Consider the following 26285-nt stretch of genomic DNA (forward strand, 5'->3'; position numbering starts at 1 on the left):
TCAGCGCCCACTCCTGCGACGACCGGCGGCGCGCCTCGGGAGCGACGTCCAGGTGACCACCTCCACCTGCCCGGGTGCGAGAGCGGTCCACCGCGCGGACGCCTCGCGCAGGGCCCGGGCCGCCCCGTCCAGGCCCGCTGCCGGGTGGTTGGCCGCGGCAACCTCGTGCGGCAGCACCTCGGCCCCGGTGGCCAGCCGGCCCACCAGATCGGCGAGAGCCTCGGCGCGCTGGATGGCGGCTGCACGTTCCCGCTTCAGCTGCTCCGACCGCTCGGCCGCGTGCGGCGGCTGCCGGCCGGAGACGTGCCGCATGCTCCGCCACACCACGCCGTCCGCGACGCAGCCCCAGATGCCGTCGCGGACCTGGAGCTCCGCCTCGACGACGGCGTGGACCAGGTCGTGCGGCAGGTCGGTGCCCCCGCCGGCGCCGCGCATGGCGAAGACGACGCCGTCGTCCCGCTCGACCAGCGTCTCGACCGGCCGCCGGTCGGCCATCCGCCGGAACGTCATGCGCACGCGACGAGTGTCGGTGCGGAGCCCCCGCGGTCCAACCCGTTTTCGCCGTCGGGGGACCGGGGAGTCACTCCAGGCGGATCGAGCCGATCATCGCCGCGGCCTGCGCCGCGTCGCCGTCGACGGTGAGCGCGTCGAGCGGCAGCCGATGCCAGACGGCGAGGAGCAGGTCGCCGGCGGTGCCGGTCAGTGTGGCGACCGGGAAGGGCTGGGTGCCGGGGAAGAGGGTCCGCTCGGCGTCGGCATCCACGGCGTGGAGGACGACGGGATGGGCGCCTTCGGGCGGCCCGTCCGGCAATGCCCCCGGCACCATCAGCTCCAGCCACTCGTCGATCCCGTCCAGGCCGACGCGCGGTGGGATCGGGCGGACGTCGCCCAGCACCTGCTCGACGTCGACCGTGTGCACCGTCGCCTCCTGGAGCTGCCGGCGGAGGACGAAGCCGATGTCCTTCCGCGGCGCCCACGTCCAGACCTGCTCGGCGGGGTCGGCGCCGGTGAGCGCCGTCTCCAGTTCCGCGCTCCGGGCCGTGACGTAGCCGAGCAGCTCGTCGTCGGGGTGCCGAACTGGCTGGGTGTAGGCCGAGAGGTCCTGCGCCCGGGTGCGGACCACCCACGCCCAGAAGTGCTGGACCTCGGCGAGGTGCCAGACGAGATCGGCCAGTGACCACCCCGGGCAGGCGGGCACCGGCGCCGCCCACCCGCGGGCCAGGACGGCCTCGGCCGCGGCGTCGGAGAAGCGGGCGTCCACCCGGTGCAGGGCAGGTAGGTACTCGTCGATCTCCATCGTGCCCCCTCCGACCGGATGACCCGCATGGGCATGCGGGCCGACGGCGTCGGACCTCGCCTCTAGGCTCGTGTCGTGCTCTCCTGGCCCGCTCCGCTGCTGCCGACCCTGCCCGGCACCGGCCCCGTACTCAAGGTCTACGACACCGCCCGCGCGGAGGTCGTCCCGACCAGCCCCGACCGCACGGCGCGGATGTACGTCTGCGGCATCACCCCGTACGACGCGACACATCTCGGGCACGCGGCCACCTACCTGGCCTTCGACCTGATCAACCGCCTGTGGCGCGACGCCGGCCACGCCGTGCACTACGTCCAGAACGTCACCGACATCGACGACCCGTTGCTGGAGCGGGCCGAGCGCGACGGCGAGGACTGGGTCGTGCTCGCCATGCGGGAGACGGCGCTGTTCCGCGAGGACATGACGGCGTTGCGGGTGCTCCCGCCCGAGGACTACGTGGGCGCAGTCGAGGCCATTCCGGGCATCGTGGCGCAGATCGAGCGCCTGCTGGACGCGGGCCTCGCCTACGTGCTGGACGACGGCAGCGGCGACATCTACCACGACATCTCGCAGGCCCCGGGCTTCGGCAGCGAGTCCCGCTACGACGAGCAGACGATGCTCGGCTTCTTCGCCGAGCGCGGGGGAGACCCCGACCGTTCCGGCAAGCGCAACCGGCTGGACCCGCTGCTGTGGCGCGGCCGCCGTGAGGGCGAGCCGTCGTGGGCGGGCCCGCACGGCGGCGACGGGCGGCCGGGCTGGCACATCGAGTGCGCCTGCATCGCCCTGGACACCATCGGCATGGCCTTCGACGTGCAGGGCGGCGGCAGCGACCTGGTCTTCCCGCACCACGAGTACTCCGCCGTGCACGCCGAGGCGCTGACCGGCACCAAGCCGTTCGCGCAGGCCTACGTGCACGCCGCGATGATCGGCCTGGACGGCGAGAAGATGAGCAAGAGCCGCGGCAACCTGGTCTTCGTCTCCAAGCTGCGCGGCGAGGGCACGGACCCGATGGCGATCCGGCTGGCGCTGCTGTCGGGGCACTACCGCACCGACCGTGCGTGGACCGCCGATCTGCTGACCGAGGCCGAGGGGCGGCTGGCCACCTGGCGGCGGGCGGTCGCCCTGGACGCCGGCGCGCCCGCCGGCCCGGTGCTGCACGGGCTGCGCGAGCGGCTGACCGACGACCTGGACAGCCCCGGCGCCATCGCGCTGGTCGACGAGTGGGCGCGGCAGACCCTGGCCGGAGGAGCGGACCTCGAGGAGGAGGCACCCCGGGTGATCTGCGACGCCGTGGACGCGCTGCTGGGCGTGGACCTGGGGGACTGCGGATGACCGGTGCCCCCGACGCCCCGTTCCGGTTGGCCGACCGCGCCGCCCGCGAGCGGGCCGAGGAGCAGCTGGCACCGGCCGCCACCCGCGCCGTCGCCACGCGTGGCCGGGCGCGCCCGGAGCCGGACGACCCGCTGCGGACCGCCTTCGAGCGCGACCGCGACCGGATCCTGCACGCCAAGGCCTTCCGCCGGCTCAAGCACAAGACCCAGGTCTTCCTGAACCCCGACGGCGACCACTTCGTCACCCGGCTCACGCACACGCTGCAGGTCAACCAGGTGGCGAGGTCGCTGGCCCGGGCGCTGGGGCTCAACGAGTCCCTCGCGGAGGCGATCGCGCTGGGCCACGACGTCGGCCACTCGCCGTTCGGCCACATCGGCGAGGACGCGTTCGACCCCTACGTCGAAGGCGGCTGGCACCACGCCGCCCAGGGGGTCCGGATCGTCGAGGTGCTCGAGGACCTCAACCTCACCTGGGAGGTGCGCGACGGCATCCGCGCGCACAGCTGGAAGATCTCCCCGCCGCCGGCGACCCGCGAGGCCGAGTGCGTCCGCTACGCCGACCGGATCGGCTACCTCTCGCACGACGCGCTGGACGCCGCCCGCGCCGGGGTCATCCGCGCCGGCGACCTGCCGGCCCGCGCGCTCGCCGTCTTCGGGCAGCCGGGCAGCGAGATGGTCGGGGCGATGATCGACGCCGTCGTCGCGGGTTCGCTGGCTCCGGGCAGCACGAGCGTGGTCATGGCGCCCGACGCGCTCGAGGCGATGCACGAGCTGCGCGACTTCATGTTCGCCCGCGTCTACGCCTCCGACGTCGCCGCCGGGCAGAAGCACGTCGCCGTCGACGTCATCCGCCGCCTGGTCGACCACCACCTGGCGCACCCGGAGCTGATGCCGGCGACCTACCGCGACACCGAGGCGCCGGTGCTCACCCAGGTCGTCGACTACGTGTCGGGGATGACCGACCGCTTCGCGCTGACCACCTACGACCGGCTGTTCGACGCCGACGCGTCCGCGCAGATGCGGCCGCTGCTGGGGGAGCGCTGACCGCGCCGGCGAGTGTCGGCATGTCGTCGTCTCAGGCGGATCGAGACGACGGTAGGCCGACAGTCGATGGGGGTCAGGCGCCGCCGGCGGTACCGCCGCGGCGGCGCAGGTACCGCTCGAACTCCTTGGCGATGGTGTCGCCGTTGGCCTGGGACAGGTCGACCTCGGTGGCGCGCTCCTCGAGGGAGCGCACGTACTCGACGACCTCCTCGTCCTCGTTGGCCATCTCGTCGACGGTCTTGACCCACTCGTCGGCCTGGACCGGCAGGGCGCCCAGCGGCACCGCGATCTCCAGGACCTCCTCGAGGCGCTGCAACAGCGCGACCGTGGCCCGCGGCGAGGGCGGCTGCGAGACGTAGTGCGGCACCGCGGCCCAGAAGCTGATCGCGGGGATGCCGGCCTGCACGCAGGCGTCCTGGAAGACGCCGAGGATGCCCGTCGGGCCCTCGTAGCGGCTGGCCTCCAGGCCGTAGGTCTGGGCCGACTCGCTGTCGTAGGCCGAGCCGGTCACCGGCGTGGGCCGGGTGTGCGGCGTGTCGGCGAGCAGCGCGCCCAGGGCGACGACGATGGCCGCGTCGAGCTCCTCCATGATCTCGATGAGCTCCTCGCAGAACCCGCGCCAGCGCATGTTCGGCTCGATGCCGCGGATGATGACGACGTCGCGGTCCATGCCCTCGGGGCGGGCGACGGAGATCCGGGTGGTCGGCCACTCGATGCGCCGGTTGATGCCGCCCACCTGGGAGACCGTGGGCCGGTTGACCTGGAAGTCGTAGTAGTCCTCGGGGTCCAGCGCGGCGAGCGGCTTGGCGTCCCAGATCAGTTCCAGGTGCTCGATGGCGCCCGTAGCGGCGTCGCCCGCGTCGTTCCAGCCCTCGAAGGCCACGACGACCACGGGATCGGTCAGCTGCGGCAGGTCGTCGGTACTGGACATCGGGTCGGTCACCCCTGCGAGCCTACGTCGATCCCTGCGTCGGGCCCTCGGTGGACGGTGCGCGGGGACCGCCTGCACCACGCCTGCTGGGCTCGCGCGGGCGGAGGTGAGACCATGGGCGCGACATCGGGGACGCCCAGGCCTGGGCCAGCCCGCCGGGGTGACGGAGCTCCCACACCCGGGACGCAGCCCGCACGCCCAACGAGATAGAGCCACTGGGGATCTGCCGTGTCCGATTCACCCAACCTCCGGCCTGACGCCACCGCGGCGCTCACCGCTGCCCTGCAGCAGCGCATCCTCGTCCTCGACGGCGCCATGGGGACCGCGATCCAGCGGGACCGCCCGGACGAGGCCGGCTACCGCGGCGAGCGGTTCGCCGACTGGCCGAGCGACGTGCAGGGCAACAACGACCTGCTCAGCCTCACGCAGCCGCAGATCATCGCCGGGATCCACCGCGAGTACCTCGAGGCCGGCGCCGACCTCATCGAGACCAACACCTTCAACTCCACGACGCTCTCGCTGTCGGACTACGGCATGGAGGAGCTGGCCTACGAGCTGAACGTGGCCTCGGCCCGTCTCGCCCGCGCCGAGTGCGACGCGATGACCGCGCGCACGCCGGACAAGCCGCGCTTCGTCGTCGGAGCCATCGGCCCGACCAGCCGCACGGCGTCCATCTCGCCCGACGTCAACGATCCCGGCGCCCGCAACGTCAGCTACGACCAGCTGGTCGAGGCCTACCTCGAGCAGGCCAACGGCCTGGTCGACGGCGGCTCCGACGCGCTGCTGATCGAGACGATCTTCGACACCCTCAACGCCAAGGCGGCGATCTTCGCCCTGGAGACGCTGTTCGAGGAGCGCGGCCGCCGCTGGCCGGTGCTCATCTCCGGCACCATCACCGACGCCTCCGGCCGCACTCTGTCGGGCCAGGTCACCGAGGCGTTCTGGCACTCGGTGCGGCACGTCAAGCCGCTGCTCGTCGGGCTCAACTGCGCGCTGGGCGCCAAGGAGATGCGGCCCTACATCGCCGAGATCTCGCGCGTCGCCGACACGTTCATCTCCTGCTACCCGAACGCCGGGCTGCCGAATGCGTTCGGTGAATACGACGAGTCGCCGGAGGAGACCGCCGAGATCATCGAGGAGTTCGCCACCAGCGGCTTCGTGAACCTCGTCGGTGGATGCTGCGGCACCACCCCGGCGCACATCGCGGCCATCGCCGGCGCGGTGGAGGGCAAGGCGCCCCGTACTCCGGCCGAGGTGCGCCCCGCGCTGCGGCTGTCGGGCCTCGAGCCGCTGACGGTCACCGAGGAGTCGTTGTTCGTCAACGTCGGCGAGCGCACCAACATCACCGGCTCGGCCCGCTTCCGGAACCTGATCAAGGCCGGCGACTACCCGGCCGCCCTCGCCGTCGCCCGCCAGCAGGTCGAGGCCGGCGCGCAGGTCATCGACATCAACATGGACGAGGGGATGATCGACGGCGTCGAGGCGATGGACCGCTTCACCAAGCTGATCGCCGCCGAGCCCGACATCTCCCGCGTCCCGGTGATGGTCGACTCCTCCAAGTGGGAGGTGATGGAGGCCGGCCTCAAGAACATCCAGGGCAAGGCGATCGTCAACTCCATCTCGATGAAGAACGGCGAGGAGGAGTTCGTCGAGCACGCCCGGCTGTGCCGCAAGCACGGCGCCGCCGTCGTCGTCATGGCCTTCGACGAGGACGGGCAGGCCGACAACCTGCAGCGGCGGATCGATGTGTGCCGCAAGGCGTACGAGGTGCTGACCGAGCAGGTCGGCTTCCCGTCCGAGGACATCATCTTCGACCCGAACATCTTCGCCGTCGCCACGGGCATCGAGGAGCACGCGAACTACGGCGTGGACTTCATCGAGGCCACCCGCTGGATCAAGCAGAACCTGCCCGGCGCGCTGGTGTCCGGCGGCGTCTCGAACGTCTCGTTCTCCTTCCGCGGCAACAACCCCGTGCGCGAGGCCATCCACGCGGTCTTCCTCTACCACGCGATCCAGGCCGGCCTGGACATGGCGATCGTCAACGCCGGCGCCATCGAGGTCTACGACGAGGTGCCGGCGGAGCTGCGCGAGCGGATCGAGGACGTGATCCTCAACCGCCGAGCCGACAGCACCGAGCGGCTGCTGGAGATCGCCGGGGACTACGCCGGCGACGGCTCGGCCAAGGAGGTCGCCACCGAGGAGTGGCGGGCGCTGCCGGTGGGGGAGCGGATTACCCACGCGCTGGTCAAGGGCATCGACGCCGACGTCGAGTCCGACACCGAGGAGCTGCGGTCCGAGATCGCCGCCCGCGGCGGACGGCCCATCGAGGTCATCGAGGGCCCGCTGATGGACGGCATGAACGTCGTCGGCGACCTGTTCGGCGCCGGGAAGATGTTCCTGCCGCAGGTGGTGAAGTCCGCCCGCGTGATGAAGAAGGCCGTCGCCTACCTGATCCCGTTCATCGAGGCGGAGAAGAAGCCCGGCGACGCCGAGCGCAGCAACGGCAAGGTCGTCATGGCCACGGTCAAGGGCGACGTCCACGACATCGGCAAGAACATCGTCGGCGTCGTGCTGCAGTGCAACAACTACGACGTCGTCGACCTCGGCGTCATGGTCCCGGCCCAGAAGATCCTGGACGCCGCCAAGCAGGAGGGCGCCGACATCATCGGCGTCTCCGGGCTGATCACGCCGTCGCTGGACGAGATGGTCAACCTGGCCTCGGAGATGGAGCGGCAGGGCTTCGACATCCCGCTCCTGATCGGCGGGGCGACGACGTCGCGCGCGCACACCGCCGTCAAGGTGGCGCAGAAGTACCACGGCCCGGTCATCTGGGTGAAGGACGCGTCGCGCTCGGTTCCGGTCGTCGCGGCCCTCCTGTCCGACGAGCAGCGCCCGGCGCTGGTCGCGAAGACCGACCAGGAGTACGCCGAGCTGCGCGAGCGGCACGCCGCCCGCCAGGACAGCCGGAAGCTCCTGCCGATCGACAAGGCGCGCGCCGCGGCGACACCGATCGACTGGGAGGGCTACACGCCGCCGCGGCCGCGGATGCTGCTCCAGCAGGCCAAGGACGTCTGCTCCGGGCCGGACTGCGGCGTGGCGCTCGACGGCGCGGCCACCCAGTTCGTGCGGCACTTCCACGACTACCCGCTGGAGGAGCTGCGCGGCTACATCGACTGGCAGCCGTTCTTCAACGCGTGGGAGATGCGCGGGCGGTTCCCCGACATCCTGCACAACCCGACCACCGGCGAGGCGGCGCGGCGGCTCTACGACGACGCCCAGGAGATGCTCGACCGGATCGTGGCGGAGAAGTGGCTGCGGGCCAGCGGAGTCTTCGGGCTGTTCCCGGCCAACCGGGTCGGCGGTGAGGACATCGAGGTCTACACCGACGAGTCGCGCGGCGCTGTCCGCACCACGCTGCACCAGCTGCGGCAGCAGACCGAGGGCCGCGACGGCTCGCCGCGCAAGTCGCTGGCGGACTTCGTGGCGCCCAAGGAGACCGGGCTGGCCGACTACGTCGGCGCCTTCGCCGTCACCGCCGGGCTCGGCTCGGCCGACCGGGTGGCCGCGTTCAAGAAGGACAACGACGACTACAGCGCGATCATGCTGGAGGCGCTGGCCGACCGGCTGGCCGAGGCGTTCGCCGAGCGGATGCACGAGCGGGTGCGCAAGGAGTTCTGGGGCTACGCGCCGGACGAGACGCGCGACAACCATGAGCTGATCGCGGAGAAGTACGTCGGCATCCGGCCGGCCCCGGGCTACCCGGCCTGCCCGGAGCACACCGAGAAGCTGGCCATCTGGGACCTGCTCGACGTCGAGGCCACCGCCGGCATCGAGCTGACCGAGAGCCTGGCCATGTGGCCGGGGGCCGCGGTCAGCGGCTTCTACTTCTCGCACCCCGAGTCGAAGTACTTCGTCCTGGGCCGGGTCGGGCGCGACCAGGTCGAGGACTACGCGCGGCGCAAGGGGTGGACGGTCGACGAGGCGGAGAAGTGGCTCTCGCCGAACCTGGGCTACCGGACCGAGAACGAATAGAAGGACCCGGGTGCCCCCCCGCAGCTCGCAAGCTCACCGCGGGGCCCTGCACCCGGGCCGTTCCATCCCGTCACCGGGGCCGTTCCCTCACTTCACCAGGAGGACGTCGGTGAACTCGGGCGAGTGCCGGCTGGTGAAGCCGTACTCGCCCGGGTCCGCCGGGGCCTGGAAGGTCAGCAGGCTGCCACCGGGGACGACGACGTCGAACGAGCCGTCCTCCGCGGTGATGGTCACCTGCTGATCGGTGCCGTTGAACACGCTCACCCGCGACCCGGCGGCCACCGGCGCGGCGACGTGGAAGCGCTCCTCGTCGACGAGCACGCCCACCGAGAGCTCTCCGTGGTCGTGCCCGGCCATGGGGTCGGCGGAGGGGCCGACCGCGGCCGCCGGAGAGGCAGAGCTCCCAGGGCCGGCTGCGCCGGCCGCCGGGGGCGGCGAGGCGGCCAGAGCGACCGCCACCGCGACGGTGGCCAGCATGACCAGCAGCTCGACGGCGGCGAATCGGCGGAAGCTGCCGGGCCGCCCGGCACGGAGCTCCGGCAGGGTGCGCCGGCGGTGCTGCCAGCCGAGGAGCCCGAGCACGACCAACCCCGCCGTCTTGGCCAGCAGCAGCCATCCGTAGCCCGTGCCCAGGGCGGCGAGCACCTCTCCGGTGCCGCCGAGGAGGATCCCCGCAGCCAGCACGCCGGTGACGGCGGTGGCCAGGAAGCAGATCAGTGCCAGCCCGCTGAACCGGGCTGCGGCCCGGGCCGGCTCTGCCCGGCCGTGCACCAGCAGCGCCAGCAGGCCACCGATCCAGAGGGTCGCGGCCGTGACGTGCACGGCGAGCGTCGTCACCGCCACCAGGTGGTCGTCGGCACTGGTGGAGTGGCCGCTGAGGACGACCGGGACCACCAGCGCGAGCAGGCCGCCGGCCAGCAGGACCCGGGCGGCCGCGGACGTGGTGCAACGGCCGGCGGTGGCGGCGAGCAGGGCGGTGAGAACCACGACGACCAGCGCGGACCGACCGGCGCCGGTGTCGAGCAGGAACACCTGCAGGGAGGTCCACGGCAGGGACGTCGGTGCCACGCCGACCAGCACGGAGGTGCTGAGGTAGGCACCGATCCCGGTCGCCACCGCCCAGCCCGCGGCCCAGGCACCGGCGGCGGCAGAGGCGCGGCGGGCCGCCAGCGAGAGGCGGCCGCCCGTAGCGGGCAGGAGCACCGCGGCCGCGAGGAGCGCGCCGACCGTTCCCACCGCGGTGACGCGGGACGCCAAGGTGGCCACGGCGGCCAGCCGGGCCGTCGATCGACCGGATGCTTCTGCCGGACCGGCGCCACCGACGGCGTAGGCCCACAGCAGGACGCCGATCAGCGCCACGGCTCCGGCGACGACTCCGAGCACCGGGCGCCGGGCCCACGCCGACGGGGCAGGGGTCGGGGCGGTCTGCGGAGCCGCGACGTCCGGCGTTCGGACGCTCACGCGGCCCTGCGCACTCGGCGGAGGGCCAGGACCGCGACCCCGGCGAGCAGGGCCGCACCCGCGACCGGCCAGGCCGGGAAGCCGCTTCCCGCTCCGGCGTCGGACCCGGCGCCGGCCGCCTCGACGGCAGCGGGCGACGGGGCGGCAGCGGAACCCTCGGTGACGGTGAAGCCGAATCCCCCCGACAGCGGGTGCCCGTCCGAGGACGTGCTGCGCCAGTTGACCGTGTAGCCCCCCGCCGGCAGGCCGTCGCTCAGCGGCTGGACGACGGTGGTTCCGCGAATCTCGGCGGGACCATCGGACACCGTGCCGCCGTCCGGACCGGCGACGAGGACCTCGGTGCCCAGCGGCAGGGGCTCGGCGCTGAAGGTCAGGTCCACCGAGGCCGGTCCCGACGCCAGCGCGTCCTCCGCGGCCGGACTGCTGCTCACCAGCCCGTCGTGCGCCGCTGCCGGAGGAGCTCCGATGCCCAGCAGCAGCAGGCTCGCCGCCGTGCCGAGCAGGGCCGTGATCGCTCGACGGACGGGCGCGGCACCGGTTGCGGGCGGAACGGTCATGCCAGGCATTCGGAACCGACCCCGATCCCGGTTGGGATCGGGCGGTTGTCGATCTTTTTCAGCCGTGACTGAACCGAACCCGTGGTCGGTGCCGAATGAGGGGCGGGTCACAGCGGCGGCGGGACACGGTTCCCGCCGGGGGAGCCGTCCGCTGACCCGGTCCCTCCACCCCTTAGGAGCACTCCATGCGCAAGGCATTCGCACTTCCGACCGTCGCCATCGCCGCCGCGGCATTCCCGCTCATGGCCATGTCCACGGCCTCCGCCCACGAGGGCAGCACCAGCTACCAGGCCACGCTGAACTCGGTGAACGCCTCGGGCGCCTCGGGCACCGGGATGGTGACCCTGGACGGCAACACCGCGACGGTCATGATCGAGGCGAAGGGGCTGCTGGCCGGGTCCCCGCACGCCCAGCACTTCCACATCGCCGCCCAGGGCGCCTGCCCCGGCAACGGGCTCGAGGACGACGCGGACGGCGACGGCTTCGTGAGCGTCAGCGAGGCCGCGAAGTACTACGGCGCCATCGGCTCCTCGCTGACCCTCACCGGTGACACGAGCCCCGACAGCGGTCTGGCCGTCGACCGCTTCCCGGCCGCCGAGGGCGGTTCGGTCAGCTACAACCGCACCTTCGAGGTCACCCCGGACGTCCACGCGGCGTTCGAGGCCGGCACCGCTGTCATCGTGCTCCACGGTGTGGACAAGGACGGCTCGGGCGCCTACGACGGCAACGTCAAGAGCGACCTCGACGGCTCGCTGCCCATGGAGGCCACCGCGCCGGCCGCCTGTGGCCCGCTCGCCGCGGCTCAGATGGGCACCGCGCCCAAGGGCGGCGCCGAGACCGGTGCCGGTAGCACCGCGGGCACCGAGAACCAGGCGGCGTTCGGCATCGGCGCCGTCGCGCTGACCGGTGCGGCTGCCGCTGGTGCGCTCGCCTACCGCCGTCGTCAGGCCGAGCAGGCCTGATCCGGCGCGGGGGGGGGGGGGGGGGGGGGGGGCCCCCCCCCCCCGGCCCCCCGACCCGCACCACCACTTCCAGGAAGGACCCCCGTGAGCGAGCAGAGCGGCCGACGGCCGAGCACCCGTACCTGGGCGGCGCTGGCCGTCGCCCTCGTCCTCGTGGCGGTGGTCGCCATCGCGGTGGCCGTGACCGGGCAGCAGGAGGCCCCGCGCCCGGCGGCGTCGACCGGCTCGGAGACACCCGCTGACCGCGTGCCGGCCGGGCCCACCCCGACCGAGGCGCCTGCGACCGAGGCGGCGCCCGCGCAGGAGCCGGTGGCGGAGCCGGTGTCGATCGGCATCCCGTCCATCGGGGTGACCAGCGACCTGCTGCGCCTCGGGCTCAACGACGACGGCACCGTCGAGGTCCCGCCCCTCGGACCCGACGACCAGGCCGGCTGGTACGAGCGCGGTCCCGCTCCGGGCGCACTGGGCCCGTCGGCGATCCTCGGGCACGTGGACTCCGCCGAGCACGGACCCGGGATCTTCTTCGACCTCGGCGCCCTCGAGCCCGGTGCCGAGGTGACGGTCACCCGCGCCGACGGCTCCGTGGCGGTGTTCGCCGTCGACCGCGTGGAGACGTATCCCAAGGACGAGTTCCCGACCATCGAGGTCTACGGCAACACCGACGACGCGCAGCTGCGGCTGATCACCTGTGGTGGCGACTTCGACGCCGGGGTGCGCAGCTATGAGGACAACGTCATCGCCTTCGCCCGGCTCGTCGACACGCGCGCGGCCTGACGCCGGTTCATGCGTCGTTGCGGGCAGCCTCGGTGTGCAGAGCCGCGGCGCCGCGCCCGTCTGCCTTGACGCGGTAGAGCGCCAGATCGGCGCGGCGCATCAGCTGCGCGGAGCTGTCGCCGGCCCAGCGCTCGGCGACTCCGACCGACACGCTGACGTCGGGGACCAGGCGGCACAGCCGGCGCACCTCCTCCAGGGCCTCCGGGCCGGACATGCCGGGCAGCACGAGCGCGAACTCGTCGCCGCCGTGCCTGGCGAGCAGTGCGCCCGCCGGCAGCGATCCGCGCCAGCTGTCGGCGACCCGGCGCAGCAGACGGTCGCCTGCCTCGTGGCCGGAGGTGTCATTGATGCGCTTGAAGTGGTCGAGGTCCAGCAGAGCGGCCGAGAGGACGACGCCTGCGCGTCTGGTGTGCTCATCGAGCGCCTCGTCGAAGCCGCGCCGGTTCGCCAATCCGGTGAGGGCGTCGGCTCCGGCGTCGGAGGCGCGGATCACCAGGGTGCGGGTCACCGAGGCGAGGGTGACCACCACGACCGCGAGGGCTCCCGCGGTCGCGACCGGGGTGTCGCCGCGGAGCAGGAGTGCAGAGGCAGTGCTCCCGACGGCGGTGGCGACGTGGGCCACGGCGATCCTGCGGTCGGCGAAGAAGCAGGCCATGACCCCGACGAACGTGCTGATCGACGCGCAGGCGACGGCGGTGGCCGAGTCGGGGCTGACCCACACGATCGTGCTGATGAGGATGCAGCCCAGCGTGACCAGACCGCCCAGGACGACGCGCGGCTGGGAGACGCCCCAGCGGAACACGGCAGCGCCCACCGTCACGGCAAGGATCCCGACGGCGGCGACGACCCAGCGCCGACCTGCGGCGTCGCTCCCGCCGCTTGCGGCCAGGAGGGCGGCACACCCGCCGGCGGCGAAGAACAGCGCCAGGGTGTGCGCCATGACCCGCGGGGACGCGAAGTCGCGCGCCGCCGTGCCGGTCGTCGAAGTGCTCACGAGCCCGGAATCGGCCCGGCGCCGGGAGTGCTGGAGCGCGCGGCCGCAGTTTCCGGTGCACCTACCCCTCAGGAGGGGGCTGCCGTGGTTCGCGCCCCGAGCGGGCTGGGACACTCGGGTGCCGGGGACCGCACCGCCTGGCACCCCCGGCCCCCGGGCCACGCACACTCCAGGAGAGCACCGTCCCGATGCCGAGCACCCTCGCCGCAGTCCTGTTCGACATGGACGGCACGCTCGTCCAGACCGAGGAGTACTGGGGTGAGGCGCTCTTCGAGCTCGCTGCCTCCCTGGGCGGGGTGATGTCGCCCGAGGCGCGGGCGGCGACGGTCGGGACGTCCATGCGCCGCTCGATGGAGGTGCTCTACGCCGACCTCGGCGTCGAGCGCACCGAGGAGCAGCTGCTGGCCGACGCGACCTGGGTGGAGAACCGGGCGGGTGAGCTCATGTCCGCCGGGATCCCGTGGCGGCCGGGAGCGCGGGAGCTGCTGGAGTCGGTTCGCGAGGCCGGGCTCCGCACCGCTCTGGTGACGACGACGCCCCGGCACCTGGCCGACATCGTGCTGGACAGCATCCGGCGCGATCTCGAAGGAGACCCGTTCGACCTCACCGTCTGCGGCGACGAGGTGCCCGCGCGCAAGCCCGACCCGGCGCCCTACCTGCAGGCCGCCGCGGCGCTGGGCGTGGACCGCTCGTCCTGCGTGGTGGTCGAGGACTCCCTGGTGGGCGTGACCTCGGGACTCGGGGCGGGGATGGCGGTGCTCGGGGTGCCGGCCTTGCAGCCGGTTCCGCCCGCACCTGGCCTCACGCTGGTGGAGACGCTGGCCGGCACGGACGTCGGCACTCTTGCCGAGGTGCTGGCGGCGGGCGAGCACGCGTTCTCGCCGGCCTGACCGTCGGATCCCTGAGCAACTGCCGAACCTGCTGCTCGGCATCGTCAATCACCTCATTGTCGAGTGGCTCTGGACCGAGGGAATGTCGCGTTCTCTGGGTCAGGAATCGGTGAAGGCCCACGGCACGCACCGGTGCACGTCCGCTCGGTTGGAGCGTCGTAGGCGCACGCGGCCGGCGTCCCCGACAGCCCGCCAGCGTGTCCCCTCGAGCAGCTCGGTGCGCGCGCCCGACACTCGGCCGCGCCGAGACCAACGACGCTCACGAACCCGCCCCTCCACGGCGGCAGAGACCAGGTCTCGCACGGCAGGGATCAGCTCGGACCACTCGTGTTCGCCGAAGAAGACCTCGAGCCACCCGTGCTCACCGATGGCGACGAACACTGTGTCACCGTCGTCCGGTGTCAGTTCCACCCGAGCGGCACCGGGCGTACGCGGCTGCATCTCGAAGGCCACCGTCGTGCCTGACGCCGAGAGCTCAGCCCGCTCGGTCACGGCGACGGCCGTCGGAGGGAGATCGGCTGCGACATCGAGGACCATCGCTCGAACCGCCTCGACCAGCACGTCGAGCTGCGCGTACGGCGAGCGCGTCCGCCGACCCGAGACACTCATCGGCGGCCTCAGACGGGCGTGACCTGCAGGCTGGTGCGCCAGCCGACGGCCGCCGCGGCCTCGGCCGGGAACGGCGGGGGAGTGCCGCCGAACTCCGGGCAGACCGCCTGGTGGTCGCACCAGCCGCAGAGCCGGGACCTGTTGGGCCGGAATTCGCCGGTCTCCACGGCGCGCTCGATCGCCGACCAGATCGCCTGCAGCGTCCGCTCGAAGCGGATCAGCTCGGCCTCGTCCGGGGCATAGGTCAGCGCGTCACCCGCGCCACCCAGGTAGATCAGCTTCAGTTGGGCTGCCACGACGCCGCGGGTGCGCCAGAGCACCAACGCGTAGAACTTCATCTGGAACAGCGCCTTGGACTCGAAAGCCTCGCGCGGCATCGAGCCGGTCTTGTAGTCGACCACCCGCAGCGCGCCGTTCGGGGCGACGTCGAGCCGGTCGACGAAGCCGCGCAGCAGCAGCCCGTCGGGCAGCGTGACCTCGACCAGTTCCTCGCGGGCCTCGGGCTGGAGCCGGCGCGGGTCCTCCAGCGTGAAGTACTTCTCGACCAGCTTGCCGGCCGAGGCGAGCCAGGACTCCAGCGGCTCGGGAGCCTTGCCGCCGGCCTCACCCGGGGCCTCGCCGGAGGACTCGAAGAGCTCAGCGACGCCCGGCTCCTCGCGGAGCTCGGCCCACGCCGGCTCCAGGAGCTCCAGCGCGGCCTCCGGCGTCCGCTGGGCGGGCGGCAGGTCGTACAGCCGCTCCAGCACCGAGTGCACGAGCGTGCCGCGGACCGCGGCCGGGCTCTTCTTCTCCGGCAGCCGGTCGATGGTGCGGAAGCGGTACAGCAGCGGGCAGGTCTTGAAGTCCGCCGCACGGCTGGGGGAGAGGGACGGACGACGCGGCGCCTGCGCCTCCAGGACCGGCGACTCCACCGCTGCTGCAGAGCCGTCGGCCCGGGGTTCGGTGTGCACCATCGCCGTCATGAGCCCGAGGCTAAATCCCACCAGTGACACTTCCGAGCGCCCGCGCCGTATCGGCGTCCCGGGTCACATCTGCGCCGTCCGTACCCTGACCGTCCGTGGACACCCAGCCCGAACCCGATCCCGACCTCGACATCACCGCCGACGGCCCTGCTGCAGGGGCCCGCCGCGAGCCTGCGAGCGGTGGGGGGCAGGAGGGTCCTTCCACCGCGCCGGAGGACCTGGAGGACGAGGTCCCGGCCCAGCGGGCCGAGCCGGTGGAGGGCGCGTTCGTCGTCGGCGACCGGGTGCAGCTCACCGACCCGAAGGGGCGCCTGCACACGATCGTCCTGACGCCGGGCAAGCAGTTCCACACCCACCGCGGCGCGATCGAGCACGACGCCCTGATCGGCGCCCCCGAGGGCTCCGTCGTCCACTCGACGGCGAACACCGGCTACCTGGCCCTGCGCCCGCTGCTCGCGGACTACGTGCTCTCCATGCCGCGCGGCGCGCAGGTCATCTACCCCAAGGACGCCGCCCAGATCGTCGGCTTCGGCGACGTCGGCCCCGGCATGCGGGTGCTGGAGGCCGGTGCCGGCTCGGGCGCGCTGAGCTGCTCGCTGCTGCGCGCCGTCGGCTCGGAGGGCTCGCTCACCAGCTACGAGCGCCGCGAGGACTTCCTCGACGTCGCACGGGGCAACGTCGGCGCCTTCTTCGGCGAGGTCCCGGACAACTGGAACCTGCGTCTCGGCGACCTCGCCGACCACCCGGCCGAGGAGACCGTCGACCGCGTCGTCCTCGACATGCTCGAGCCCTGGGCCGTGCTGCCGACCGTGGCTGCCGCGCTGCGCCCGGGCGGGGTGCTGGTGGGCTACGTCGCCACCGTCACCCAGCTGTCGACGTACGTGGAGGCGCTGCGGGCGCAGGGCGTCTGGACCGAGCCCTACGCCTGGGAGTCGCTGCTGCGCCCGTGGCACGCGGTCGGCCTCGCGGTGCGCCCCGAGCACCGCATGGTCGCCCACACGGCCTTCCTGGTCACCGCCCGGCGGCTGGCCGAGGGCACCGTCGCCCCGATCCGCCAGCGCCGCGCCCAGAAGCACTGAACCGGGGGCCTAGCACCCGGGGACGGGCTTGGCGAGGCGACGGCGAACTGTCGTCGCGCGTGTATAGATTTGCGTCCTGGCTCCCCCGAAAGCCCGGAGGTGCGTGATGGGCCTGGGTCCTGACGAGACGAACGCGCGGCGCGAGCGTGATGTCGCTGCGCTGCTCACTCAGATCTCCTACCTCGAGGAGGAGATCGGACTGCTCCGCCGCAAGGTGGCCGACAGCCCGCGCCAGGTGCGCGCGCTGGAGGAACGGATCGGCGAGGCGGAAGGGCGAGCGGCCTTCCTGTCCGAGCGCAACGACAAGCTGGCCAGCACGCTGCGGGACGCCCGCGAGCAGCTGATCACGCTCAAGGAGGAGGTCGACCGGCTCGGTCAGCCGCCGTCCGGCTACGGCGTCTTCCTGACCCGGTACGACGACGGCACGGTCGACGTCTTCGCCAGTGGTCGCAAGCTGCGCGTCTCGGTGTCGCCGAACGTCGAGGTCGCCGAGCTGCGCCCCGGCCAGGAGGTCATGCTCAACGAGGCGATGAACGTCGTCGAGGCGCGGTCCTTCGAGCGCCAGGGCGACGTCGTCATGCTCAAGGAGCTGCTCGAGCCGGTCGACGGCGTCACCCAGCGCGCGCTGGTCATCGGCCACACCGACGAGGAGCGCGTGGTCTACCTCGCCGACTCCCTCGCCGGCCAGCCGCTGCGCGTCGGCGACTCGCTGCTGCTGGAGAGCCGCTCGGGTTACGTCTACGAGCGGATCCCCAAGAGCGAGGTCGAGGAGCTCGTCCTCGAAGAGGTCCCTGACATCGACTACGAGGACATCGGGGGTCTGTCCCGGCAGATCGAGCAGATCCGCGACGCCGTGGAGCTGCCGTTCCTGCACGCGGACCTGTTCCGCACCTACGAGCTGCGGCCGCCGAAGGGCATCCTGCTGTACGGCCCGCCCGGGTGCGGCAAGACGCTGATCGCCAAGGCGGTGGCGAACTCGCTGGCCAAGAAGGTGGCCGCACTCAACGGCGACTCCGACCGGAGCCAGGGGAAGTCCTACTTCCTCAACATCAAGGGCCCGGAGCTGCTCAACAAGTACGTCGGCGAGACCGAGCGGCACATCCGCCTGGTCTTCCAGCGGGCGCGCGAGAAGGCCAGCGAGGGCACGCCGGTCATCGTGTTCTTCGACGAGATGGACTCGATCTTCCGCACCCGCGGGTCGGGCGTCTCCTCCGACGTCGAGTCGACGATCGTGCCCCAGCTGCTGAGCGAGATCGACGGCGTCGAGGGCCTGGAGAACGTCATCGTCATCGGCGCCTCCAACCGCGAGGACATGATCGACCCGGCGATCCTGCGGCCCGGCCGGCTCGACGTGAAGATCAAGATCGAGCGTCCGGACGCCGAGGCGGCGCGCGACATCTTCAGCAAGTACCTGACGACGTCGCTGCCGATCAACCCCGACGACCTGGCCGAGCACGGCGGCAGCCGCGAGGCCACCATCGCCGGGATGATCCAGCGCACCGTCGAGCGCATGTACACCGAGAGCGAGGAGAACCGCTTCCTCGAGGTCACCTACGCCAACGGTGACAAGGAGGTCCTGTACTTCAAGGACTTCAACTCCGGCGCGATGCTGCAGAACATCGTCGACCGCGGCAAGAAGATGGCCATCAAGGAGCACCTGGAGACCGGGACGTCGGGTCTGCGGGTCGGCCACCTCATGCAGGCATGCGTGGACGAGTTCAAGGAGAACGAGGACCTGCCCAACACGACCAACCCCGACGACTGGGCGCGGATCTCGGGCAAGAAGGGCGAGCGGATCGTCTACATCCGCACGCTCATCAGCGGCAAGGGCAACGAGTCCGGCCGCGCCATCGACACCGCCACGAACACGGGCCAGTACCTCTGAGGCCGTACGTCTGAGGCAGTTGAGCGCCCGGTCCCGCACCCGCGGGGCCGGGCGTTCGGCGTCAGCGGGAGAGCCCGGCGAGGACCGCGCGCAGGTGGGCGGCGCCGGCCTCGTCGTCGACCATGCCCGGCACGGTGACGACGGGATAGGGGCGATCGCGCAGCGGGGGCACGGCCCCGACGTGGACGTGGGTCACCGCGTGCCCGTGCCGGTGGAGGTGGTCGGCCATGTCGTAGTCCGAGCGCGAGTCCCCGACCGAGTGCCAGGCGGTGGGCAGGGGCCCGTCGGCCGCGAGCAGGTCCAGCGCCCGTCGCGCGCCTAGGGCCTTGCCCGACGAGGACGCCTCGATGTCGGTGGCGATGACCGTGGCGTCGATCCGCCAGGGCGTCTCGCCGGTGCGGTCGGGGAACCGATCGTCGCCCAGCCGCACCCCCAGGCCGGCGTCGACGAGGCCGGCGAGGAGTTCCGCCTCGAAGGCGGCCTGCCGCACCCGGAAGTGCCCGGGCGGGATGTCGCTGCGCGCCTCCACCGTGGCCATGACCTGCTTGCTGACGTCGACGAACAGGGCGTCGCGGTAGCTGGCCGCGAGCGCCTGCAGCAGGGCGTGGCCGGCGTCCGGAACCCGTAGCGAGGGGTCGGTCCGGGGTGCGTCCACGCCGTCCGGGTGGGCCATCGTCCAGACGCCGCCCTTCTCGCACACCGCGTGCAGCCGGGCCCGTTCCGGCAGCCCGGCCGCGACCAATGGCCCGAGCACGTGCTCGAGGACGAAGTCGACCGAGCGGCCGGTGTTGAGGACCACCGGGACGCCGGCGGCGAGGAGCGCAGCGAGGTGGTCCAGCAGCTCCGGGGCCACGGTGCGGGTGGCGGGGTTCGCGATCGGCCCGTCGACGTCGAGCAGAAGTCCCAGGGGCGGCCGCATGCGTCCATCCTTCCCGGACTGGTGCCGACGAAGGCTCGGCGACTCCTGCGACGTGTAAAAAATCCTTGACCTGATGTCAGGTCTGGCTTACGTTTCCCATGTCCAACATCTTTGACATCGGAGGTCGACGTGGCGTTCCAGGAGAAGCGGGCCTGGCTGATGGCCCTGGTGTCGATCGGCGCCTACGCGGCCTACGTGATCGTCGTGCTCGGCGGGACGGGGGCCGGGGACGTGGCCGGCGCCCCGTACGTGGCGGCCCTGCTCTGGAGCATCGGCGCGGCGATCGTCGCGAACATCGTGCTGCAGATCCCGCTGGCCATGACCGCTCGGCAGGACGCCGGGACGAAGGACCAGCGTGACCGGGAGATCCACCGGTTCGGCGAGTACGTCGGACAGTCCTTCCTGGTCATCGGCGGAGTGGGCGCGCTGGTGCTGTCGATGGTCGAGGCCGACCACTTCTGGATCGCCAATGCGATCTACCTGGCCTTCGTGCTCTCGGCGGTGCTCGGCTCCGTCGCGAAGATCGCCGCCTACCGGTGGGGGTTCCAGCCGTGGTGAAGCCGACCAGCGTCACCAACCGGATCCGTGCGCTGCGGTTCGCGCGCGAGGAGATGACCCAGGCGGAGCTCGCCGACCGCGTCGGGGTCACCCGGCAGACGGTCATCGCGATCGAGCAGGGCCGCTACTCGCCGTCCCTGGAGATGGCATTCCGGATCGCCCAGGCCCTGGGCGCTCCGCTCGACGAGGTGTTCCAGTACCCGGACGGAGAAGACCGATGAAGGCGATCGTGCAGGACAGCTACGGCTCGGCGGACGTGCTGCGGTTCGAGGACGTCGACCGGCCCGTCCTCGGGGACCGCGACGTGCTCGTGGGGGTCCGGGCGGCGGGTGTGGATCTCGGCGTCTGGCACGCGATGACCGGGCTGCCGTACCTCGCCCGCCTCGGTCTGGGGCTGCGCGCGCCCCGGACGCGGGTGCGGGGCATGGACGTCGCCGGGGTGGTCGTGGCCGTCGGCAGCGAGGTCACCGCGTACCGGCCTGGTGAGGAGGTCTTCGGCACGGGCAACGGCACGTTCGCCGAGTACGCCGCCGTCCGGGAGGACCGGCTGGCCCGCAAGCCGGCGGGCACGACCTTCGAGGAGGCCGCGGCGCTGCCGACCTCCGCCGTCACCGCCCTCCGCGCACTGCGGGACCAGGGGCGCGTGCAGGCCGGTCAGCGGGTGCTCGTGATCGGCGCCGGCGGTGGGGTGGGGTCCTACGCCGTCCAGCTGGCCAAGGCCTTCGGGGCCCACGTCACCGGGGTCTGCAGCACCTCGAAGGTCGAGGTCGTCCGATCGCTCGGGGCCGACGAGGTGGTCGACTACACGGTCACCGACCCCACGGACGCCCCGGAGCGCTACGACCTGGTCCTGGACATCGCGGGCAACCGCCCGCTGGGCCGGCTGCGGCGGGTGCTCACCACTCGCGGCACGCTCGTCATCGTCGGGGGAGAGGGCGGGGACCGGCTCACCGGTGGGATGGGCCGGAACCTCCGGGCGGCACTGCTGTCGACGGTCGTCCGCCACCGTCTGCGGTTCTTCTTCGCCCTCACCCGGACGCCGGACCTGGAGACCCTCGCCGAGCTCGTGGGCAGCGGCGCCGTGCGGCCGGCCGTGGACCGGGTGTACCCCCTGGCGGACGCACCGCAGGCCATCCGCGACCTCCGGGAGGGGCGCATCCGCGGCAAGGCGGTCGTCTCGGTCGGCTAGCGGGGTGGGCGGCGGCGCACCGCGCCCGCCTAGGGTTGGGCCATGAGCGTCCGGCGGGTCATGGGCACCGAGGTGGAGTACGGGATCTCGGTCCCGGGACAGCCGGGTGCGAATCCCACGACGCTGTCGAGCCTGGTGGTGAACGCCTGGGCGGTGGCCGAGGCGCCGACCCCGCGTCGCGCGCGGTGGGACTTCGAGGAGGAGTCGCCGCTGCGCGACGCCCGTGGCTTCGACCTCACCCCGGCGCAGGCGCTGGACCACAACGACCTCGACGAGGACCACGGGATGGCCAACGTCATCCTGACCAACGGAGCCCGGCTCTACGTGGACCACGCGCACCCCGAGTACTCGACGCCGGAGGTCACGTCCCCGCGGGACATCGTCCTGTGGGACAAGGCGGGGGAGCTGGTGATGGCCGAGGCGGCCCGCCGCGCGGCGCGCATCCCCGGCACGCAGCCCATCCAGCTCTACAAGAACAACACCGACGGCAAGGGCGCCTCCTACGGCGCTCACGAGAACTACCTGATGGACCGGAAGACGCCGTTCATCGACATCATCCGCGGCCTGATCCCGTTCTTCGTGACCCGTCAGGTGTTCGCCGGCTCGGGCAAGGTCGGCATCGGCGTGGAGAGCCGGACCCCAGGCTTCCAGCTCTCCTCGCGGGCGGACTTCTTCGAGGTCGAGGTCGGCCTGGAGACGACGCTCAAGCGGCCGATCATCAACACCCGCGACGAGCCGCACGCCGACGCGGACAAGTACCGTCGGCTGCACGTGATCATCGGCGACGCGAACCTGGCCGAGCTCGCGACCTATCTGAAGGTCGGGACGACGTCGCTGGTGCTGGCGATGATCGAGGCGCGCGCCCTGCCCAGCGACCTCTCCCTCGAGGAGTCGGTCCGCGAACTGCAGGCGGTCAGCCACGACCCGTCGCTGACCCACCGCGTGCGACTGCGCGACGGACGGCAACTGACCGCGATCGAGCTGCAGCGGATCTACCTGGAGGCAGCCGTCCGCTTCGTGGAGCGGCAGGGGGAGGGCGACGAGCAGACCGCCGACGTGCTGACCACGTGGGCGAGCGTGCTCGACGACCTCGAGGCCGATCCCATGCGGCTGGCCGACCGGCTGGACTGGCCGGCGAAGCTGCGGCTGCTGGAGGGTTACCGCTCGCGTGACGGGCTGGAGTGGGGCGACTCGCGGCTGCGGCTGGTGGACCTGCAGTACTCCGACGTGCGGCCGGAGAAGGGGCTCTACAACCGGCTGGTCGCGCGCGGGGCGATGCAGCGCCTGCTCACGGACGACGAGGTGACCCGGGCGATGACGTCGCCGCCGGGGGACACCCGGGCGTTCTTCCGCGGGGAGTGCCTGCGGCGGTTCCCGGCACAGGTTGCGGCCGCCTCGTGGGACTCGGTCGTCTTCGACCTGGGGCGGGAGAACCTGGTCCGCATCCCGACGCTGGAGCCGCTGCGCGGGACGCGGGAGCACGTGGGCGCGCTCTTCGAGGCCTCGGCGACGGCGCAGGAGCTCGTCGACACGATCACCGGGCCCTGACCGCCTCGTCCACAGACGCAGGGGCCGTCCACGGCACCCTGTCGGCGGACGCCGGATGTCGGTGTCTGCGAGTAGTTTCCTGATCAGGATCAGTTCCACGGACCGGAGGGCAAGGCATGGCCACGAAGGACACCGGCGGGCAGCAGAAGGCCACGCGGTCGCGCGAGGAGAACGAGGAGATCGAGGCCTCGGTCGACTCCGACATCGCCGAGCGCCACGAGAAGATGACCGAGGACGTCGACTCTCTGCTGGACGAGATCGACGACGTGCTCGAGGAGAATGCCGAGGACTTCGTGAGGGCCTACGTACAGAAGGGCGGAGAGTGACTCCCTGACTACACAAAGTCATGAACGCCAAAGTCTGCCCCGCCTGCGATGAGCTGAAAGAACCGAGCGATTTCGGTCGCAATCGCACCCGAGGCGATGGCCTTTCGTTCTACTGCCTTTCGTGCAACCGCAGCCGCAGCAATGCCTGGTATCGGAACCATCGCCGGGCAAGCGGGTATGACGTGCGAGACCACTCGTGGGTACCCGCCGGATTTCGATGGTGTCCGGCCTGTCGGCAGGCGGTCGCCGTCGAAGACTTCACGAAGAATTCCGCGCTTGTGTCGGGGTTCGGTACTCGCTGCAAGCCATGCCACAACGCAGAGAGCAAAGAGGCGTACTGGCGCCGACGCTACGGAATCACGAAGGCCGTCGTCGACCGCATCCGAGCTTCACAGGGGGACCGGTGCGCGATCTGCGGCGACGCGGCTCCGCAGCACCTCGACCATGATCATGACAGCGGAAGGATCCGGGCATTGCTGTGTCAGCGGTGCAATCACGGACTTGGCCTCTTCCGTGACGAGCCGGACCTCATGCACGCGGCGGCCCTGTATGTCAGAGGCCACCGGGAGGCGCATGCGCTCGATCGCCTCATCGCTGACTGGGCCGACGATCCGGACTGGCCAGCCGACGTCAGCGGCTGCCAGTAGGGTCGCAGCGACGTCCGGGACCGCGCCCGAGCAGCACGTGCGGCGCCCGGCAGAGCAGCAGGTTCACGCCGGCGGGAGCAGGCGGGAGAGGCGGATGAGTGAACGAGTCGTCAGCTGGTCGGAGCGGGTTCCCGCCCGCCTACCTGGACCGGGTGGGCTCCTCGTTCACCGACTTCCTCGGCTCGACCGCGCCCGACCTGCTCCCGGGCCGCCGCCCCATTCCGGCGGTGCCGATGGGTGACATCGCCCCGCACGGCACCACGATCGTCGCCGTCACCTTCGAGGGCGGCGTCCTCATGGGCGGCGACCGGCGCGCGACCATGGGCAACCTGATCTCCAGCCGCGACATCGAGAAGGTCTACCCGGCCGACTCCTACAGCGTCATCGGCATCGCGGGTGCGGCCGGCATCGCCATCGAGATGGTGAAGCTCTACCAGGTCGAGCTCGAGCACTACGAGAAGATCGAGGGGCTCACGATGAGCCTCGACGGCAAGGCCAACCGCCTCGCCCAGATGATCCGCGGCAACCTCGGGGCCGCCATGCAGGGCCTCGCCGTCGTCCCGCTCTTCGCCGGGTTCGACCTCGACGCCGCGGCGGGCAGCGCTCCGGGCCGCATCTTCAGCTACGACGTCACCGGCGGGAACTACGAGGAGCGCGGCTACGCCGCCGTCGGCTCCGGCTCGCTGTTCGCGAAGAACTCGCTGAAGAAGACCTGGCGCTCCGGCCTGCCCGCCGACCAGGCCACGCGCACCGTCGTCGAGGCGCTCTACGACGCCGCCGACGACGACTCCGCCACCGGCGGTCCCGACCCGGTGCGCCGGCTCTACCCGATCGTCTACCGGGTGGACGCCGAGGGCGCGGTCCGGCTCACCGACGCCGAGATCGCCGCCGTCGCCGACACGATCGTCACCGAACGGGCCGACGCCGACCGCCGCACCATGGACCGGGAGGCCTGAGCCATGACCATGCCGTACTACGCCTCCGCCGAGCAGGTCATGCGCGACCGCTCGGAGTACGCCCGCAAGGGCATCTCCCGCGGCCGCAGCGTCGCCGTCCTGACCTACGCCGACGGCGTGCTGCTCATCGCCGAGAACCCCAGCTCCACGCTGCACAAGCTCGGCGAGATCTACGACAAGATCGGCTTCGCGGCCGTCGGCCGGTACAGCGAGTTCGAGAGCCTCCGCGTCGCCGGTGTCCGCCTGGCCGACGTCCGCGGCTACTCCTACAACCGGCGGGACGTCACCGGCCGGATCGTCGCCAACGCCTACGCGCAGACCCTCGGCGCGATCTTCACCGAGCAGATGAAGCCCTACGAGGTCGAGCTCTGCGTCGCCGAGGTGGGGGAGACGCCCGAGCGCGACCAGCTCTACCGGCTCACCTTCGACGGCTCCGTGGTCGACGAGCCCAACTTCGTCGTCATGGGTGGCCAGGCCGAGGCGGTCACCGGGCACCTCCGGGAGAACTTCCACGTCGGCATGGGCCTGGCCGACGCCCTCAAGGTCGGCATCGACGCGCTGTCGGCCGTCAGCCCGGCCACGGCGGGCACCGGGCAGGGCGGTCACACCCGGTTGAGCGCCGAACAGCTCGAGGTGGCCGTCCTGGACCGGCGCCGCCCCAAGCGTGCCTTCCGCCGCGTCGTGGGCGCCGCGCTGCACACGCTCCTGGGCGACGGCCAGACCGCTCCCGAGGCGCCCGAGGCCCCCACCACCGCGCACACCCCCAGCCACCCTGCGCCGGGCACGCCGGCCGGGCTGGGCGACCCGGCGGCGCCCGACACCGCCGGCGGCACCGGCGGCGACTACGACACCCAGCACGCAGAGGACGGCGGCGAGGGCTGACGGCAGGCTGACTCCCCGCCCCGACCACGGGGTAGGGGAGCAGGCATGCCGAACTACGAGGTCAACAAGGCCGCCGTCACCCAGGCCCGCAAGTTGATCGACGCGGGGACGTACGACGACACCACCGAGTGGTCCGACGCCGCCCCGTCGGCCGACGACGGCAACGCCGAGCTCGACGAGAACGGCTGGGACTCCTACGCCGCCTGGCACCTCGCGATCGACCCGGACGCCAACGAGGAGACCAAGGGCCGCTACAAGTTCCCCTACGGCGACTTCCGGAAGGTGAACCGGGCCGCTCTGATCCACGGCAAGCAGCGCGCCTCGCAGAACGACCACCCGGAGGTCGAGAAGGCGTTCGACGACCTGCTGCAGCGTCTGGACGCGAAGCGTTCGTGACGCGCCGCAGGTGACGGACCCGCCACAGAGCGCACTGTCACTCCATCGGCCTAGTCTCG

At 72.1% G+C, this 26285-nt stretch carries 26 protein-coding genes; 17 read left to right on the forward strand and 9 right to left on the reverse strand.

What is annotated here, in order from left to right; all coding sequences use genetic code 11:
- The gene (locus LBW97_RS11195; RefSeq protein WP_224499451.1) at positions 1-516 is read right to left on the reverse strand and encodes a hypothetical protein; all 516 of its coding nucleotides are present in this window, start codon (positions 514-516) and stop codon (positions 1-3) included.
- A 64-nt stretch (positions 517-580) separates the two neighbouring features.
- Positions 581-1297 (reverse strand): maleylpyruvate isomerase family mycothiol-dependent enzyme, encoded by a 717-nt coding sequence (locus LBW97_RS11200; RefSeq protein ID WP_224499452.1) that lies wholly within the window; start codon positions 1295-1297, stop codon positions 581-583.
- A 75-nt stretch (positions 1298-1372) separates the two neighbouring features.
- Between LBW97_RS11200 and mshC the strand changes: the two genes are divergently transcribed.
- Entirely contained in the window at positions 1373-2626 is a 1254-nt protein-coding gene (gene mshC, locus LBW97_RS11205; RefSeq protein WP_224499453.1) for a cysteine--1-D-myo-inosityl 2-amino-2-deoxy-alpha-D-glucopyranoside ligase, read from the forward strand.
- Complete coding sequence (locus LBW97_RS11210; RefSeq protein ID WP_224499454.1) at positions 2623-3669, forward strand: HD domain-containing protein; 1047 nt, start codon at positions 2623-2625, stop codon at positions 3667-3669. Before mshC ends, LBW97_RS11210 begins: the two co-directional genes overlap by 4 nt.
- A 73-nt stretch (positions 3670-3742) precedes the next feature.
- Here the strand turns inward: LBW97_RS11210 and LBW97_RS11215 are convergent, their stop codons facing one another.
- Entirely contained in the window at positions 3743-4612 is an 870-nt protein-coding gene (locus LBW97_RS11215; RefSeq protein ID WP_224499455.1) for a PAC2 family protein, read from the reverse strand.
- Between the two features lie 216 nt (positions 4613-4828).
- Between LBW97_RS11215 and metH the strand changes: the two genes are divergently transcribed.
- Positions 4829-8632 (forward strand): methionine synthase, encoded by a 3804-nt coding sequence (metH, locus tag LBW97_RS11220; RefSeq protein ID WP_224499456.1) that lies wholly within the window; start codon positions 4829-4831, stop codon positions 8630-8632.
- A gap of 87 nt (positions 8633-8719) precedes the next feature.
- Here metH and LBW97_RS11225 read toward each other — a convergent pair whose 3' ends face one another.
- Both LBW97_RS11225 and LBW97_RS11230 read right to left on the reverse strand, forming a co-directional pair.
- A complete protein-coding gene (locus LBW97_RS11225; RefSeq protein ID WP_224499457.1) occupies positions 8720-10093 on the reverse strand; it encodes a copper resistance D family protein in 1374 nt (457 codons plus the stop codon).
- Positions 10090-10650 carry a copper resistance CopC family protein gene (locus tag LBW97_RS11230; protein WP_224499458.1) on the reverse strand — a complete coding sequence of 187 codons (561 nt, stop codon included), beginning with the start codon at positions 10648-10650 and terminating at the stop codon, positions 10090-10092. Before LBW97_RS11230 ends, LBW97_RS11225 begins: the two co-directional genes overlap by 4 nt.
- A gap of 185 nt (positions 10651-10835) precedes the next feature.
- Here LBW97_RS11230 and LBW97_RS11235 point away from each other — a divergent pair, with 185 nt between their 5' ends.
- On the forward strand, positions 10836-11612 hold the full coding sequence (locus LBW97_RS11235; protein WP_224499459.1) for a hypothetical protein: 777 nt from the start codon (positions 10836-10838) through the stop codon (positions 11610-11612).
- Positions 11613-11696: 84 nt separating this feature from the next.
- Positions 11697-12386, forward strand: coding sequence for a class F sortase (locus LBW97_RS11240; RefSeq protein ID WP_224499460.1), 690 nt, complete (start codon positions 11697-11699; stop codon positions 12384-12386).
- Positions 12387-12393: 7 nt separating this feature from the next.
- Here LBW97_RS11240 and LBW97_RS11245 read toward each other — a convergent pair whose 3' ends face one another.
- Positions 12394-13380: a diguanylate cyclase gene (locus LBW97_RS11245; RefSeq protein ID WP_224499461.1), complete on the reverse strand. Its 987-nt coding sequence runs from the start codon at positions 13378-13380 to the stop codon at positions 12394-12396.
- A 188-nt stretch (positions 13381-13568) separates the two neighbouring features.
- Here LBW97_RS11245 and LBW97_RS11250 point away from each other — a divergent pair, with 188 nt between their 5' ends.
- The gene (locus LBW97_RS11250; RefSeq protein WP_224499462.1) at positions 13569-14270 is read left to right on the forward strand and encodes an HAD family phosphatase; all 702 of its coding nucleotides are present in this window, start codon (positions 13569-13571) and stop codon (positions 14268-14270) included.
- 99 nt (positions 14271-14369) lie between these two features.
- Here LBW97_RS11250 and LBW97_RS11255 read toward each other — a convergent pair whose 3' ends face one another.
- Both LBW97_RS11255 and LBW97_RS11260 read right to left on the reverse strand, forming a co-directional pair.
- Positions 14370-14831 carry a hypothetical protein gene (locus LBW97_RS11255; RefSeq protein WP_224499463.1) on the reverse strand — a complete coding sequence of 154 codons (462 nt, stop codon included), beginning with the start codon at positions 14829-14831 and terminating at the stop codon, positions 14370-14372.
- 56 nt (positions 14832-14887) lie between these two features.
- Positions 14888-15841 (reverse strand): PD-(D/E)XK nuclease family protein, encoded by a 954-nt coding sequence (locus LBW97_RS11260; RefSeq protein ID WP_224499464.1) that lies wholly within the window; start codon positions 15839-15841, stop codon positions 14888-14890.
- A gap of 95 nt (positions 15842-15936) precedes the next feature.
- Here LBW97_RS11260 and LBW97_RS11265 point away from each other — a divergent pair, with 95 nt between their 5' ends.
- Complete coding sequence (locus tag LBW97_RS11265) at positions 15937-16920, forward strand: tRNA (adenine-N1)-methyltransferase (protein ID WP_374489798.1); 984 nt, start codon at positions 15937-15939, stop codon at positions 16918-16920.
- A gap of 106 nt (positions 16921-17026) precedes the next feature.
- Positions 17027-18805 carry a proteasome ATPase gene (arc, locus tag LBW97_RS11270; protein ID WP_224499465.1) on the forward strand — a complete coding sequence of 593 codons (1779 nt, stop codon included), beginning with the start codon at positions 17027-17029 and terminating at the stop codon, positions 18803-18805.
- 61 nt (positions 18806-18866) lie between these two features.
- Here arc and LBW97_RS11275 read toward each other — a convergent pair whose 3' ends face one another.
- Positions 18867-19724 (reverse strand): hypothetical protein, encoded by an 858-nt coding sequence (locus LBW97_RS11275; RefSeq protein ID WP_224499466.1) that lies wholly within the window; start codon positions 19722-19724, stop codon positions 18867-18869.
- A 129-nt stretch (positions 19725-19853) separates the two neighbouring features.
- On the opposite strand from LBW97_RS11275, the gene LBW97_RS11280 reads away from it, so the two are divergent.
- The 9 genes from LBW97_RS11280 (at position 19854) to LBW97_RS11320 (ending at position 26226) form a co-directional block, all read left to right on the forward strand.
- On the forward strand, positions 19854-20282 hold the full coding sequence (locus tag LBW97_RS11280) for a hypothetical protein (protein ID WP_224499467.1): 429 nt from the start codon (positions 19854-19856) through the stop codon (positions 20280-20282).
- Positions 20276-20503 carry a helix-turn-helix transcriptional regulator gene (locus LBW97_RS11285; RefSeq protein WP_224499468.1) on the forward strand — a complete coding sequence of 76 codons (228 nt, stop codon included), beginning with the start codon at positions 20276-20278 and terminating at the stop codon, positions 20501-20503. Before LBW97_RS11280 ends, LBW97_RS11285 begins: the two co-directional genes overlap by 7 nt.
- The gene (locus LBW97_RS11290; protein ID WP_224499469.1) at positions 20500-21471 is read left to right on the forward strand and encodes an NAD(P)-dependent alcohol dehydrogenase; all 972 of its coding nucleotides are present in this window, start codon (positions 20500-20502) and stop codon (positions 21469-21471) included. Before LBW97_RS11285 ends, LBW97_RS11290 begins: the two co-directional genes overlap by 4 nt.
- A 42-nt stretch (positions 21472-21513) precedes the next feature.
- On the forward strand, positions 21514-23019 hold the full coding sequence (gene dop / locus LBW97_RS11295) for a depupylase/deamidase Dop (RefSeq protein WP_224499470.1): 1506 nt from the start codon (positions 21514-21516) through the stop codon (positions 23017-23019).
- Between the two features lie 116 nt (positions 23020-23135).
- Positions 23136-23345 (forward strand): ubiquitin-like protein Pup, encoded by a 210-nt coding sequence (locus LBW97_RS11300; protein ID WP_224499471.1) that lies wholly within the window; start codon positions 23136-23138, stop codon positions 23343-23345.
- A 20-nt stretch (positions 23346-23365) separates the two neighbouring features.
- Positions 23366-23992 (forward strand): endonuclease domain-containing protein, encoded by a 627-nt coding sequence (locus tag LBW97_RS11305; protein WP_224499472.1) that lies wholly within the window; start codon positions 23366-23368, stop codon positions 23990-23992.
- Positions 23993-24090: 98 nt separating this feature from the next.
- Positions 24091-24948 carry a proteasome subunit beta gene (gene prcB / locus LBW97_RS11310; protein ID WP_224499473.1) on the forward strand — a complete coding sequence of 286 codons (858 nt, stop codon included), beginning with the start codon at positions 24091-24093 and terminating at the stop codon, positions 24946-24948.
- A 3-nt stretch (positions 24949-24951) separates the two neighbouring features.
- On the forward strand, positions 24952-25830 hold the full coding sequence (gene prcA / locus LBW97_RS11315; protein ID WP_224499474.1) for a proteasome subunit alpha: 879 nt from the start codon (positions 24952-24954) through the stop codon (positions 25828-25830).
- 45 nt (positions 25831-25875) lie between these two features.
- Positions 25876-26226 (forward strand): hypothetical protein, encoded by a 351-nt coding sequence (locus LBW97_RS11320; protein WP_224499475.1) that lies wholly within the window; start codon positions 25876-25878, stop codon positions 26224-26226.
- Positions 26227-26285: the final 59 nt, after the last annotated feature.

It is taken from the genome of Blastococcus sp. LR1, from assembly GCF_020166105.1.
GTDB lineage: Bacteria > Actinomycetota > Actinomycetes > Mycobacteriales > Geodermatophilaceae > Blastococcus.

Excerpts from the sequence above, each read along its gene's own strand:
- LBW97_RS11200 (WP_224499452.1), bottom strand. The coding sequence starts at position 1,297 with ATGGAGATCGACGAGTACCTACCTGCCCTGCACCGGGTGGACGCCCGC.
- LBW97_RS11210 (WP_224499454.1), top strand. The coding sequence starts at position 2,623 with ATGACCGGTGCCCCCGACGCCCCGTTCCGGTTGGCCGACCGCGCCGCC.
- LBW97_RS11230 (WP_224499458.1), bottom strand. The coding sequence starts at position 10,650 with ATGACCGTTCCGCCCGCAACCGGTGCCGCGCCCGTCCGTCGAGCGATC.
- LBW97_RS11235 (WP_224499459.1), top strand. The coding sequence starts at position 10,836 with ATGCGCAAGGCATTCGCACTTCCGACCGTCGCCATCGCCGCCGCGGCA.
- LBW97_RS11250 (WP_224499462.1), top strand. The coding sequence starts at position 13,569 with ATGCCGAGCACCCTCGCCGCAGTCCTGTTCGACATGGACGGCACGCTC.
- LBW97_RS11260 (WP_224499464.1), bottom strand. The coding sequence starts at position 15,841 with ATGACGGCGATGGTGCACACCGAACCCCGGGCCGACGGCTCTGCAGCA.
- arc (WP_224499465.1), top strand. The coding sequence starts at position 17,027 with ATGGGCCTGGGTCCTGACGAGACGAACGCGCGGCGCGAGCGTGATGTC.
- LBW97_RS11275 (WP_224499466.1), bottom strand. The coding sequence starts at position 19,724 with ATGCGGCCGCCCCTGGGACTTCTGCTCGACGTCGACGGGCCGATCGCG.
- LBW97_RS11290 (WP_224499469.1), top strand. The coding sequence starts at position 20,500 with ATGAAGGCGATCGTGCAGGACAGCTACGGCTCGGCGGACGTGCTGCGG.
- dop (WP_224499470.1), top strand. The coding sequence starts at position 21,514 with ATGAGCGTCCGGCGGGTCATGGGCACCGAGGTGGAGTACGGGATCTCG.
- LBW97_RS11300 (WP_224499471.1), top strand. The coding sequence starts at position 23,136 with ATGGCCACGAAGGACACCGGCGGGCAGCAGAAGGCCACGCGGTCGCGC.
- LBW97_RS11305 (WP_224499472.1), top strand. The coding sequence starts at position 23,366 with ATGAACGCCAAAGTCTGCCCCGCCTGCGATGAGCTGAAAGAACCGAGC.
- prcA (WP_224499474.1), top strand. The coding sequence starts at position 24,952 with ATGACCATGCCGTACTACGCCTCCGCCGAGCAGGTCATGCGCGACCGC.
- LBW97_RS11320 (WP_224499475.1), top strand. The coding sequence starts at position 25,876 with ATGCCGAACTACGAGGTCAACAAGGCCGCCGTCACCCAGGCCCGCAAG.